The organism is Hyphomonas sp. BRH_c22 (assembly GCF_000961795.1).
Lineage (GTDB): Bacteria > Pseudomonadota > Alphaproteobacteria > Caulobacterales > Hyphomonadaceae > Hyphomonas.
This window is the reverse complement of sequence record NZ_LADU01000114.1, coordinates 34,274-45,974: the sequence shown is the minus strand read 5'-3', so window position 1 is coordinate 45,974 and position 11,701 is coordinate 34,274. Positions and strand designations below refer to the sequence as shown.

The 11,701-nt window shown below is 63.4% G+C and carries 13 protein-coding genes; 8 read left to right on the top strand and 5 right to left on the bottom strand.

All coding sequences use genetic code 11. The annotated features are described in order from the left end of the window. The first annotated feature begins 39 nt into the window (after window positions 1-39). Entirely contained in the window at window positions 40-189 is a 150-nt protein-coding gene (locus VR74_RS21190; protein WP_299949444.1) for a hypothetical protein, read from the top strand. A 9-nt stretch (window positions 190-198) separates the two neighbouring features. Here VR74_RS21190 and VR74_RS15730 read toward each other — a convergent pair whose 3' ends face one another. The 4 genes from VR74_RS15730 to VR74_RS15715 form a co-directional block, all read right to left on the bottom strand. Next, window positions 199-1,320 carry a beta-ketoacyl-ACP synthase III gene (locus VR74_RS15730; RefSeq protein WP_045694277.1) on the bottom strand — a complete coding sequence of 374 codons (1,122 nt, stop codon included), beginning with the start codon at window positions 1,318-1,320 and terminating at the stop codon, window positions 199-201. Window positions 1,321-1,429: 109 nt separating this feature from the next. Continuing rightward, window positions 1,430-1,738, bottom strand: a complete 309-nt coding sequence (locus VR74_RS15725) for a hypothetical protein (RefSeq protein ID WP_045694275.1) — start codon at window positions 1,736-1,738, stop codon at window positions 1,430-1,432. Continuing rightward, entirely contained in the window at window positions 1,735-2,319 is a 585-nt protein-coding gene (locus tag VR74_RS15720) for a DNA-3-methyladenine glycosylase I (RefSeq protein ID WP_045694273.1), read from the bottom strand. The genes VR74_RS15725 and VR74_RS15720 overlap by 4 nt, the downstream gene beginning before the upstream one ends. Then, window positions 2,312-3,121: a folate-binding protein YgfZ gene (locus VR74_RS15715; RefSeq protein WP_045694271.1), complete on the bottom strand. Its 810-nt coding sequence runs from the start codon at window positions 3,119-3,121 to the stop codon at window positions 2,312-2,314. Before VR74_RS15715 ends, VR74_RS15720 begins: the two co-directional genes overlap by 8 nt. Before the next feature lie 113 nt (window positions 3,122-3,234). Here VR74_RS15715 and VR74_RS15710 point away from each other — a divergent pair, with 113 nt between their 5' ends. The 6 genes from VR74_RS15710 (at window position 3,235) to VR74_RS15680 (ending at window position 10,258) form a co-directional block, all read left to right on the top strand. Then, entirely contained in the window at window positions 3,235-4,575 is a 1,341-nt protein-coding gene (locus tag VR74_RS15710; protein WP_045694270.1) for a dihydroorotase, read from the top strand. After that, window positions 4,572-5,354, top strand: coding sequence for an ion transporter (locus tag VR74_RS15705; protein ID WP_299949442.1), 783 nt, complete (start codon window positions 4,572-4,574; stop codon window positions 5,352-5,354). The genes VR74_RS15710 and VR74_RS15705 overlap by 4 nt, the downstream gene beginning before the upstream one ends. Window positions 5,355-5,387: 33 nt before the next feature. Continuing rightward, window positions 5,388-7,262 (top strand): feruloyl-CoA synthase, encoded by a 1,875-nt coding sequence (locus VR74_RS15700; protein ID WP_045694268.1) that lies wholly within the window; start codon window positions 5,388-5,390, stop codon window positions 7,260-7,262. 277 nt (window positions 7,263-7,539) lie between these two features. Continuing rightward, window positions 7,540-9,087: an acetolactate synthase large subunit gene (locus tag VR74_RS15690; RefSeq protein ID WP_045694314.1), complete on the top strand. Its 1,548-nt coding sequence runs from the start codon at window positions 7,540-7,542 to the stop codon at window positions 9,085-9,087. Window positions 9,088-9,140: 53 nt separating this feature from the next. Further along, window positions 9,141-9,488, top strand: coding sequence for a hypothetical protein (locus tag VR74_RS15685; RefSeq protein WP_299949439.1), 348 nt, complete (start codon window positions 9,141-9,143; stop codon window positions 9,486-9,488). Between the two features lie 62 nt (window positions 9,489-9,550). After that, the gene (locus VR74_RS15680) at window positions 9,551-10,258 is read left to right on the top strand and encodes a hypothetical protein (RefSeq protein WP_045694265.1); all 708 of its coding nucleotides are present in this window, start codon (window positions 9,551-9,553) and stop codon (window positions 10,256-10,258) included. Window positions 10,259-10,615: 357 nt separating this feature from the next. Here VR74_RS15680 and VR74_RS15675 read toward each other — a convergent pair whose 3' ends face one another. Then, complete coding sequence (locus VR74_RS15675) at window positions 10,616-11,185, bottom strand: NYN domain-containing protein (protein ID WP_045694263.1); 570 nt, start codon at window positions 11,183-11,185, stop codon at window positions 10,616-10,618. Between the two features lie 157 nt (window positions 11,186-11,342). Here VR74_RS15675 and rpoZ point away from each other — a divergent pair, with 157 nt between their 5' ends. Next, on the top strand, window positions 11,343-11,693 hold the full coding sequence (rpoZ, locus tag VR74_RS15670) for a DNA-directed RNA polymerase subunit omega (protein WP_045694261.1): 351 nt from the start codon (window positions 11,343-11,345) through the stop codon (window positions 11,691-11,693). The last annotated feature ends 8 nt before the right edge of the window (window positions 11,694-11,701 follow it).

Here is an 11,701-nt window from a genome sequence, read left to right as displayed (position 1 = left end):
CAGGCCGCTTCTCAAATTCCGGCCGGGCAAGGACCAGACATGATCGACATGATGACCCAGTTCGTTTCCGGCCAGACGCTGCCATTCTGCGTATTGCTCGGCGGCTGTATCATCGTTGTCGTCGAAGCCTTCCGTGCCAGCCGGCGCGCCCTGTGGGGCGACATGTTCGCCGAAGACCTCGAAGAATAGGCTGGCGCCTCAGGCCGTCTTTTCGACGAAGACCGATCCGGCTGAATACCCTGCACCGAACGAACAGATCAGGCCCTTTTCACCGGGCTTTAAGTCGCCTGAATGCTTGTGAAAGGCGATGATAGACCCTGCCGAGGACGTATTGGCATAGGTGTCGAGCACGGTGGGGCTTTCATCTTCTGTCGCTTCGTGCCCGAGGACCTTTGACGCGATCAGGCGGTTCATGTTGGCATTCGCCTGGTGCAGCCACATGCGGCGCAGGTCAGAGCCCTGCAAGCCAAGCTCGCCGAGATGCTCGGCAATCATGTTGGCCACCATCGGCACCACTTCGCGGAACACCTTTCGGCCTTCCTGCATGAACAGCTTGTCGGGCGCGCCGATGCCTTCCGGGGCAGCGCGGTTGAGGAAGCCGAAATTGTTGCGGATATTGTTCGAGAACTCGGTCTTCAGTTTCGTGCCGAGGATTTTCCAGTGCCCTGCCGGCGCAATGCTTTCTTCCTCGACCAGAACAGCCGTTGCCACGTCACCGAAGATGAAGTGGCTGTCGCGGTCGGTGAAGTTGAGGTGGCCGGAGCAGATTTCCGGATTGACCATCAGGACAGACCGGGCGCTGCCGCTGCGGATGAAGTCTGCCGCCGTCTGGATGCCGAACGTGGCCGACGAGCAGGCGACATTCATGTCGAAGGCGAAGCCGCCGCATCCGAGCGCGTTCTGGATCTCGACGGCCATGGCCGGATAGGCGCGCTGCATGTTCGACGCAGCGCAGATGACGGCGTCAATGTCTTCCGGCTTGCGGCCGGCGCGCTCAAGCGCATCGCGCGCTGCCAGAACGGCCATTTCGGCCATGACCGAAATCTGGTCATTGGGGCGCTCATCGATCCGCGGGGCCATCGTTTCAGGGTCGATGATGCCTTCCTTGTCGATCACGAAGCGCGACTTGATGCCGGACGCCTTTTCGATGAACTCGACGGAGGAATGGGTTTTCGGATCAACGGTGCCCGCCCCGATCTCGGCGGCATAGGCGACATTCCAGCTGTCGGCCCAGGCATTGTAGCTTTTGACGAGTTCTTCGTTGGAAATCGAATGCGGTGGCGTCCACAGGCCGGTCGCCGATATGACTGCAGTTTTCATCTTGCCCTCAGGGTGAGCGCAGCGGGGTCTGCGCCTCGAATGGTCGCTAATTCAATGTACTAGGTTTAAACCGCGTTGGGCTCAGGGTCGAGAGATGACTTGCAGACGGTCATTTCGGCCAAGTCAGGCCGGAATCAGTTGTCTGCCGGGCCGCCTCGGGCGGAACGCCGTGGGCTTCGGCCTGCGCCTGGCGGTCCTCGGCCTCCTGCCGCCGGGCCTGGAGGCTCTCGGCTTCGGCCCGGTCGGCGGCTTCCATCAGCGCGATCTGTGTCGTGATGCAGGACTCGCGGGCGTCAGGCCCCGGAGAGTTGGCGCACCGGTTCCAGGCGACCTGCTTGCGGTAGTCCGCGCCGGATGTGGCGGTGCAGGCCGCGAGCAGCGGCAGGCTGGCGAGTGTAATGATGACAAGGCGTTTCATGATCGGGACTTCTGTACAGCTTTATGACGCGGGCAAGTTACATCATGGTCATTCACCATGCCGACCGCCTGCGCCCATGCGTAGACAATCGTGGGACCGACAAACTTGAAACCCCGTTTCTTCAGGTCCTTGGACATGGCGGCCGACCAGTCGGTGAATGTCGGGGCCTGCCGGAAACTTTTCCAGCGATTGACGATGGGCTGGCCGCCCACCCAGTTCCAGCAATAGTCCGAGAAATCCTCTCCCGCTTCGGCCATGTCCAGGAAGGCGCGCGCATTGCCGATCGTGGCGTCGATCTTTTTCGGACTGCGGATGATGCCCGGATTCTCAAGTGCTTTGGCGATGCGGGCCGGTGTCCAGCGGACAAGGCGCTCGGGGTCGAAGCCGTCGAATTCCGCGCGGATGGAGTCGCGTTTGCGCAGGATCGTGATCCAGGACAGCCCGGCCTGCATGCCGTCGAGCTGGAGTTTTTCCCACAGCGCGCGCGGGTCGCGCTCCGGCACGCCCCATTCCGTGTCATGGTAACCGCGGTAGAGGGGGTCATCGAGCGGGGCCCAGGCACAGTGGAGGGTGTCAGTCATTGGCGGCCGACAGGGCGATGAGTTCGAGGTCCAGCCAGGCCGGACGGTCGATGGTGATGGGGCGGCCGCCGCAGGTGAATGCGTGGCCGGCGGCTTCGGCCGAGACGAGCCGGTCGGTGCGCAGGAGCGCCAGGCCATGCGTGCCTGACACGCTGGAAATGGTGCCGATGGAGGAACCTGCCAGCACGTCAGCGCCCACTTTCAGGCCCTCGCCGTGAACCGGCAGGGTGCGCTTGCGGATCTTGCCCTTGCGCTTCATGCGGCTGGCCACTTCCTGGCCGACAAAGCAGCCTTTCTTGTAGTCGATACCGCCCATGACGTCGAGGTTGACGTCCGTGGGGAAGACTTCCGATGCGCGGTAATCGGCGCCCCATTCGGGCACGCCGGCGGCGATTCGGGCGGCGTGCCATTCCTCGCGGGGCATTTCGAGGCCGATCTCGGCCTTCGGCGATATGGCGCGGTGGGGGAGCTGGGCGGAGCGGACATCGGCCCAGCTGCCTTCGGTGACGACATCATCCGTCAGGCGCTCGATCACCACGTCGGAGCGCAGGCGGAACAGCTTGAGCCGCTTTTCCAGGTCATCCGCCGCGCCGCTGTGCACATCGAGATAGATGTTGTCGAGCGACAGCATGGCCAGGTAATCGGCGACAATCTTGCCCTGGGGGGTCAGCAGCGCGCCATAACGCATCTCGCCGGTGTTCCAGTTGTCGACGGAGTGCGTGACCGTGCGCTCGAGCAGGGCCAGCATGTCCGGGCCGGACAGGCGGATGATGGATCGGTTGGGAATGATGCGTTTTGACATGGGGGCAACCTAGTGGGCGCTGACGGGTTTGTCAGTGTCTTTCGTGCCGCGCCTGCGCGCCGCTGCACTTGTACGGGATGACAGGCGCCGCGCGCAGTAGCATAAGGGGGGCCATGAGCAAGACATTTGACCTGATCCTGCGTGGCGGCACCATTGTCACACCCGGCGGCGAGGCCCGCACGGATATTGGCGTGCGGGGCGAGCGGATCGTTGCGATTGGCGACCTGTCAGGCGCCAGCGCGGGCGAGACCTATGACGCCACCGGGCTGCACATATTGCCGGGCGTGATCGACAGCCAGGTGCATTTCCGCGAGCCGGGGCTGGACTGGAAGGAAGACCTTGAGACCGGGGCGCGCTCTGCCGCGCTGGGCGGCGTGGTGGCGGTGTTCGAGATGCCGAACACCAATCCATCGACAACCAGCCCCGAAATGCTGGCCGACAAGCTGGCCCGCGCCAAGGGGCGCATGGACATAGACCATGCCTTCTATGCTGGCGCGACACACCACAATGTCGGCGTGCTCGCTGAAATGGAGGCTACGCCGGGCTGTTGCGGTGTCAAGGTGTTCATGGGGGCGTCCACGGGTGACCTTCTGGTGCAGGATGATGAAGGCGTCGAGGCCGTGCTGCGTGCGATCAAGCGCCGGGCCGCGTTCCATTCCGAAGACGAATACCGGCTGGCCGAACGCCGCGAGCTGGCGGTGACGGGCGACTGGCAGAGCCATATTGTGGTGCGCGACGTGGAAGCGGCGGTGTCGTCGACGCGGCGCCTGCTGCGCATCGCGCGGGCCTGCGGCAAGCGTATCCATGTGCTGCACATTTCCACGGCCGAAGAAATGGAATTGCTGCGCGACGCCAAGGATGTGGCCAGCGTGGAAGTGCTTCCCAACCACCTGACGCTGGCGGCGCCCGATTGCTACGAGCGCCTCAAGGGCTTTGCGCAGCAGAACCCGCCGGTCCGCGAAGCGCGCCACCGCGAGGCGCTGTGGCGGGCCTTGAACGCGGGTATCGTGGACGTGCTGGCGACCGACCATGCGCCGCACACGATTGAGGAAAAGCAGCTTCCCTATCCGGCCAGCCCCAGCGGCATGCCGGGTGTCCAGACGCTGGTGCCGGTGATGCTGACCCATGTGAATGACGGCAAGCTGAGCCTGCAGCGTTTCGTGGAGCTGACCAGCGCCGGGCCGCAGCGCGTGTTCGGCCTCGCCGACAAGGGCCGCATCGCCGAAGGCTATCATGCCGACTTCACGGTCGTGGACCTGAAGCGCAAGGAAACCATCACGGCGGAATGGTCGAAGTCGAAATGCGGCTGGACCCAGTTTGACGGGTTCGAAGCGACCGGCTGGCCGGTGGCGACCATAGTGCGCGGCGGCTTTGTGATGCGCGACGGCGAGATTGTCGCCAAGGGCGGCGGCAAGCCGGTGCGCTTCAACGAGACGCTGGAGCCTCAAGATTGAGTCATCGCAAGGGGCTGAACCGGAGCCTGTTCTGGCTGTATGAGGGGCATGGGAAATGGCCCTTCACGTTCCGCTGGGCGATGCTGATCTTCGATTTCGTAACGATTGCCTATTTCCTGTGGGCGCCGTTCAGCATGCGGGGGCGCACGCATGTGGGGCTTGATTATGCGATTGGCGCGGTGATCGCATTGGACTATCTCGCCCGGTTTTATATTGCCCGGCACCGGACCAACTTCTTTTTCCGGCCTGTGAACATTGCCGACCTGGTTGTGGTGATCACCATGTTTGCGCCGCTGTTCGTCTCCAACTTCGCCTTCCTGCGGGTGCTGCGCGCGGTTCGCGCCATACGCGCCTTCACGTTCGTGCGCCGGGTGAAGGTGCTGACGCCTTTCTTCCAGCGCCATGAGCGCGTGATCGACAAGGTGGTGAACCTCGTCGTGTTTGTCTTCATCATGGCGGCGCTTGTCTATGCGACGCAGATCGGTACCAATCCGAGCATCGAATCCTATCTCGACGCGCTCTATTTTACCGTCACCAGCCTGACGACCACGGGCTATGGCGACATCCTGATGATCGGACAGGGCGGGCGGATCCTGTCGATCATGATCATGGTGCTGGGCCTCACCCTGTTCCTGCAGCTGCTGCGGGCCATTATCGAGCCCAACGACAAGCTGGAACATGAATGCCAGGAGTGTGGACTCATGATGCATGACCGTGATGCGGTGCATTGCAAACATTGCGGTCACGTGATTCACATTCCCACCCGCGGGCTTGTTTAAGCCGCCATCAACAAGAAGACAGGGGGGCCCCGCGTGGCCGATACAGCTCATATCCCGTTCCGCGAAGTGCCTTATCTTCCGCTCAGGCTGAACGTCGACCGCCGCGCAGACGGGACAATTTACCTGAATAACGGGCATCCCCTGAAGCCCTGCCCGCCGCACATGCTGGCGCCATTGGTGAAGTGGGCGGCCGAGGCACCAGGCCGCGTCTGGCTGGCCGAGCGGGTGCCGGAAGACCCGGCATCCGAAGGCTGGCGGGAGATGACCTATGCCGAGGGGCTGGAGCGCGTGCGGCGGCTGGCGCAGGGCTTTATCGATGCGGGCGCGGGGCCGGACGCGCCGGTAATGATCCTGTCGTCGAATGCCATTGACCATGCGCTGGTCATGTATGCCGCGATGTGGGCGGGCAGCCCGGTCGTGCCGGTGACACCGGCCTATGCGCTGCTGAGCCAGGACTTCGCGCGCCTGAAATATATCGACCAGCTGACCGAGCCGAAATTCATCTATGTCGAGGATGGCGCCGAGTATCAGCGCGGACTGGACGGCATGGGCGTGGGCAACCGGCTGGTGCTGTACAGCCGGCATGAGCCGAAAGGCTGCGACTGCGCCAATATCGGCCGCTTTGCCAGGGAGCCGACCGAAGCTGTCGATGCGGCCTATGCGGCGCTGACGCCGGAGACGGTGGCGAAATACATGCTGACGTCCGGTTCGACAGGCGAGCCGAAGGCCGTGATCAACCTGCACGGCATGGTGGCGTCCAATGCGAAGATGATCCGGTCGGTCTGGGACGAGGCGCGCCTCGACGAGATCACCGGCGGGCCGCAGGTGATGTGCAATTTCCTGCCGTGGAGCCACACCTATGGCGCGCATTCCATCCTGCACAACATGCTGGACTGGGGCGGCACGCTGTATCTTGACCAGGGCGCGCCGACGCCGGCCCGCCTGCCGGAAATGATCCGGAACCTGAAGGAAATTTCCACGACGCAGCACACGACCGTTCCGGCCGCCTGGGCGGCCCTTGCGACGGAACTGGAACGGGATGACGCCCTCGCCGAGGCCTTCTTCAAACGCCTGATCTGCATGGCCTATGGCGGCGCCGCAATGGGGCAGGATATCTATGAGCGTATCCAGGCGGTGGCCGTGCGGGTGACCGGCGAGCGGATCTCGCTGTCAGCCGGGTATGGCGCGACCGAGACGTCGCCGACGGCCTCGAACGTTCACTGGCCGAATGATGTGATGGGCCTGATTGGGCTGCCGCTGCCGGGCAATACATTCAAACTGGTGCCGAATGCCGGGAAGCTGGAGCTGCGCGTAAAGGGCGTGAACGTGACGCCTGGCTATTACCGCAATCCGGCGCAGACCGCTGCGGCGTTCGATGAGGAAGGCTATTACCGGCTGGGCGATGCAGTGCGGTTCGTCGATCCAGAACATCCCGAAAAGGGCCTCGCGTTCGACGGGCGCACTGCCGAGGAATTCAAGCTGGCGAGCGGGACCTGGGTGTCGGCGGGCACGGTGCGGGTGCAGGCGGTGGCGGCGACGGGGGGCGCCTTGTCCGATGCGGTCGTCTGCGGCCTCAACCGGGACGAAATCTGCCTGCTCGGTTTTCTCAACGAGGCCTGGTGCCAGCGCCTTGTCGGTGAGGCCCTGCCGATGGCCGAATTGTCACGGCATCCGAAAGTCATCGCGGCCGTGAAGGCGGGCCTGCAGAAGCACAATGCGGCCAATCCGAAGCCATCGGCGCGAATCGCCAGGATTCTGCTGCAGGAAACAGCGCCCCAGGCGGACGCGGGCGAAATCACCGAAAAGGGCTACATGAACCAGGGGCGCACGCTGGACCTGAGAAGAGATCAGGTTGAGATGCTTTATGGGGGTTCTGTATCTGATCCTGTAGTATCTATTGGCGATTAATCCCGAAAATTTGTGACTCTTGTCTCATTTTTTGCGATTCGGGCGTCGCAATTCTGTTTACCTTTTCCTAGACTGACTCTGGAGTCGCCCGTCCATCCCGGCGGCTTCAGCCAGATCCCCTCTGGCTGAGGGACGGATCGCAAAGTTGCCGCCAAGAACACCACGTCTGCCACGGCCTTTGCGATCCGTCCCGCTTTGACCCTCTGGGCGAACGCGCTAGACAAGCGCTGAAACAATAAAGGGCAGGACAATAATGCGCAATTCGGCTGAACGTAACATGACGGGCGCGGAAGCCCTGGTCTCGACCCTGGCTGATCATGGCGTCTCGGCGTGTTTCGCCAATCCCGGCACGTCCGAGATGCATCTCGTGACGGCGCTGGACCATGAGCCGCGGATCCATTCCGTCCTGTGCCTGTTCGAAGGCGTGGCGACGGGGGCGGCGGACGGGTTTGCACGTGTGGCGGGCGGACCGGCGATGACGCTGCTGCACCTTGGCGCGGGTTACCTGAACGCTGGGGCGAACATCCACAATGCGCGCCGGGCCTGGACGCCCATGGTCAACGTGATCGGCGACCATGCGGTGCCCCACCAGCGTTACGATGCGCCGCTTGCGTCCGACATAAGGGGCATGGCGGGGCCAAATTCGGTGTGGATCAAATCGGCTGACCGGGCGGAAACGGCGGGCGAGCTGGCCGCTGAGGCGTGGGAGGCGAGCCTGTCGCCGGTTACCGGGCCTGCGGCGCTGATCCTGCCGGCGGACACGGCCTGGCTGGAAGGCGGCAAGCCAGGGACGAAACGCGCGCGGCCGATGCTGCGCAAGCCGGATGCCCAGCGGGTCGATGCGGCGGTGGCGGCGATCAGGGCCGCGAAGAAGCCGATGGTGCTGATCAGCGGCACGGCGCTGACGGAAGGCGGACTTGCGATTGCCGCGCGGCTGAAGGCGGCCGGTGTGCGCGTGATGACCGACACGTTCTTCCCGCGCCAGGCGCGCGGGGCGGGGCGGTTCATTCCCGACCGGATGCAGTATTTTGCCGAGGGCGCGATGGCCGACCTTGAAGGCTGTGACCTGATGCTGGTGGCGGGCACGCAGGTGCCGGTGGCCTTCTTTGCCTATCCGGGCAAGCCGAGCGTGCTGGTGCCGGAAGGGTGCGCCACGATGATTGTGGGCGGACCGGAAAGCGACAGCGCAGCCATCCTTGGCGCGCTGGCTGACGGGCTGGGCGCAAAGGAGGCGGCGCCGTTTGCCGCGCTGGAGCAGCCGGGCACGCCAGCCGGGGCGCTGAATGCGGCAAGTGTGGGCGCGTCGATTGCGCGCCACCTGCCGGAGGGGAGTTTCGTGTCGGATGATGGCGTGTCGAACGGACTGCCCGCCTTCCTGATGACGCAGAAGGCCAGGCCGCATGACTGGATGATGCTGACGGGCGGTGCCATCGGGCAGGGCATGCCGCTGGCGCTGGGGGCGGCGCTGGCGGCGAAGGAGAGGAAAGTGCTGTGCCTGACCGGGGACGGCGCGGCCATGTACACCAACCAGGCGCTGTGGAGCATGGCGCGGGAGGGGGCCAATGTGGTGACGGTCGTGTTCGTCAACCATTCCTACCGTATCCTGAATATCGAGCTGGCGCGCACGGGCGCCGGCAATCCGGGCCCCACGGCGAAGAGCATGCTGGAACTCGACCAGCCGGAAATCGACTGGGTGGCCCTGTCGCAAAGCATGGGTGTGCCGGCGGTGGCGGTGGACACGGCGGAGGCCTTTGACGCGGCGCTGGCGCGGGCCTTTGCGGCGGAGGGGCCGCAGCTGATTGCGGCACATGTGCCCGCGCGGTGATTTCATCTCGCGCAGGCATTGAAGGACTGGGTTAACGGGGCCACATGGGCTTTATGAGTGATTATCCAACAAGCGAATATGAGAGAGACCAGTTGATTGCGCAGCGTCCAGGTGTTGGCCAGGTGGCAGGTCGTGTCGCAGTGGGCGCGACCAAGGGCACGTTCAAGTTCATTGCGTTCATCCTGAATTTCCTGATCCCGGGCGTCGGCACGTTTTTCGTGGGACGCTTCGGCACGGCAATCATACAGCTCGTCCTGCTGCCCATTGGCGTGCTCCTTATCCCGTTCAGCGGGATCGGCTTCCTTGTGCTGGTCGCGGACTGGGTGTGGGGACTGCTGACCGTGGTGCAGGCGTGGCGCAAGCCGGGCGTGGTTTATATCAGGCCGCGTTCGGGCCGATAGGTTTTTCCTATGTTAAGATTCCTCCGTTAGCTGCCGAAGGTGGTTGAAAGAGGAGAACAGGCATGGAAAATCCTGGCTTTGGCGTGGTCGCCGCAATCGCTGCCGCGGTACTTGTTGCAGTTGTGATCATCTATAATTCCGTCAGGAAACGGGGAACCGGACAGGGCGCTGCCAATGCGCCGGCGTCCGCGTCACCTTCGCAGCCGGGCCCTGATGCGGCCGGTATGCAGACAGTGATGTCGCATATCGTGACGAAAGCCCATTCGCAGCCCGCCTTCGATCAGTATCTCGCCGACCATACGCCCGAGCAGCTGGACGATGTGCCGGTCTATGCCGTCGCGCACATCATCACGGCGTCCATTCCGTCGGCATCGCGGGCAAAATGGCTGGAGCGGGTTGCCGCGGCCGTGGTGCCGCGCGGCGCCGATCCGGAACTGGTCCATACGGCGGACTATTTCTGGGAGGTGAACGAGAAGTGGCTGTTCAGCCAGACGGCGTTTGCAGACTTCTGCAGCCAGTACCTGATCGCGAACAAGGATGCCTGGCCACCGGCCGTTCATGAGCGGATCGTGCTGGCTGGGCTGACGGCGCTGGCATCACGTGACCCTGGCGATACTGCCAGTCCGGCAGACATGACTCGCGTCGCGACCGATTTTCTCAATGGCCTGAACATGGTTTCAGATGCCTATTTCGGCGCAGATTCTGAACAGGTCCGGGCGCGCCTCATGGGTGAGGCCGACAGGCTTGCACTCGGCATCAAGGCGGGTTAGGCGCAGCAGGAAAAGCCGGACTGGCGGGAGCCATCCGGTTTCCTCGGGAAAAAGTGCGCGGGAGGAAAGCTCCGGGCACGCGTTTTCAGTCTGTTGGTCTGAAAGGTTGGAAGGTGCGCACCTTCTGCCCTTCATCCCGCGCCAGTTACAGGTGACCGCGCAGGCGGGCACCCGCGCGGCCCGGCCATTATACGCCCGGCCGGGGGCCTGTGGGACAAGCGGGGCGGGATCTGCTGTGCGCCTTGGGCTATCGTGGTGGAGACGGACGCGGGGAGGGCGGGATTCGCCCGGCTCGTCCTTCGATCCCTGCCTGCGCAGGGACAGGCTTCGCTCCGGATGAGCCTTCGGGCGTGGGGATCAGTCCTCGTCGTCGCCCTGTTCATCGCCGGAAAATCCCTGCCGGGGGCGGGCGACGAGTTCGCCGAGGTCTTCCAGGTCGATGAAATTGTCGGCTTCGCGGCGCAGGTCGTCCGAGATCATCGGCGGATTGGAGGCAACTGTGGAAACGACAGACACACGCACGCCGCGCGCCTTCACCGCCTCGACAGCGCGGCGGAAATCACCGTTTCCGCTGAACAGGACGATGTGATCGATATTGCGGGCGGTTTCGAGCATGTCGACGGCCAGTTCGACATCCATGCTGCCGCGAACGCGTTTGCGGCCTTCGCGGTCGGTGAACTCCCGCGCGGGCTTCTTGATGACTGTGTAGCCATTATAGGCCAGCCAGTCGACGAGGGGCCGGATCGGGCTGTATTCGTCGGTTTCGACCAGGGCGGTGTAGTAATTGGCCCTGAGCAGGCGGCCCTTGCCCTGGAATTCCTTCAAAAGCTTGCGGAAATCGATCTCCAGGCCCACGGCGCGGGCGGCTGAATACAGGTTCGCCCCGTCAATAAACAGTGCAATGCGCTCGTCCTTGTAAAAGGCCATTGGCATTATTCCTCCGATGATTTAGGCTTGCGGCTAATAAAACGCCGAAATTTCTTATATGACTGGCATACTCAGGCTGCGTTTCAGGCGCAATAGCCGGGTTGCGCCAGCTTGCTGCACTGCATATAAGGGTCGGCTTCAAGGAGATTGACTGCCCATGGCCCGAGTGACCGTCGAAGACTGCATCCAGAAAGTGCCAAACCGTTTCGAGCTTGTCCTGCTCGCCGCGCACCGCGCACGCATGATCCGCGAAGGCTCGCCCCTCACGGTGGATCGGGACAATGACAAGGATCCGGTCGTGTCGCTGCGCGAGATTGCGGAAGAGTCGGTTGACCTGAAGCTGGTCAAGGAAGCGATGATCTCCAACCTGCAGGAAGTGCGTCCGAGCGAGGAAAGCGAACGCGAAGCCGATCGCATCGCCCTGATGTCTGGCCCGGCAGCCACCGAAGACGACGTAATGCGCGCCTATCAGGCTGAAATCGAGTCCGGACGCGACGACCGGCTCTAGGAGGCTCC

What these genes read in the sequence shown, in the direction of transcription:
- VR74_RS21190 (WP_299949444.1), top strand. Translation starts at nt 40, where the DNA reads ATGATCGACATGATGACCCAGTTCGTTTCCGGCCAGACGCTGCCATTC.
- VR74_RS15730 (WP_045694277.1), bottom strand. Translation starts at nt 1,320, where the DNA reads ATGAAAACTGCAGTCATATCGGCGACCGGCCTGTGGACGCCACCGCAT.
- VR74_RS15725 (WP_045694275.1), bottom strand. Translation starts at nt 1,738, where the DNA reads ATGAAACGCCTTGTCATCATTACACTCGCCAGCCTGCCGCTGCTCGCG.
- VR74_RS15720 (WP_045694273.1), bottom strand. Translation starts at nt 2,319, where the DNA reads ATGACTGACACCCTCCACTGTGCCTGGGCCCCGCTCGATGACCCCCTC.
- VR74_RS15715 (WP_045694271.1), bottom strand. Translation starts at nt 3,121, where the DNA reads ATGTCAAAACGCATCATTCCCAACCGATCCATCATCCGCCTGTCCGGC.
- VR74_RS15710 (WP_045694270.1), top strand. Translation starts at nt 3,235, where the DNA reads ATGAGCAAGACATTTGACCTGATCCTGCGTGGCGGCACCATTGTCACA.
- VR74_RS15690 (WP_045694314.1), top strand. Translation starts at nt 7,540, where the DNA reads ATGACGGGCGCGGAAGCCCTGGTCTCGACCCTGGCTGATCATGGCGTC.
- VR74_RS15685 (WP_299949439.1), top strand. Translation starts at nt 9,141, where the DNA reads ATGAGTGATTATCCAACAAGCGAATATGAGAGAGACCAGTTGATTGCG.
- VR74_RS15680 (WP_045694265.1), top strand. Translation starts at nt 9,551, where the DNA reads ATGGAAAATCCTGGCTTTGGCGTGGTCGCCGCAATCGCTGCCGCGGTA.
- VR74_RS15675 (WP_045694263.1), bottom strand. Translation starts at nt 11,185, where the DNA reads ATGGCCTTTTACAAGGACGAGCGCATTGCACTGTTTATTGACGGGGCG.
- rpoZ (WP_045694261.1), top strand. Translation starts at nt 11,343, where the DNA reads ATGGCCCGAGTGACCGTCGAAGACTGCATCCAGAAAGTGCCAAACCGT.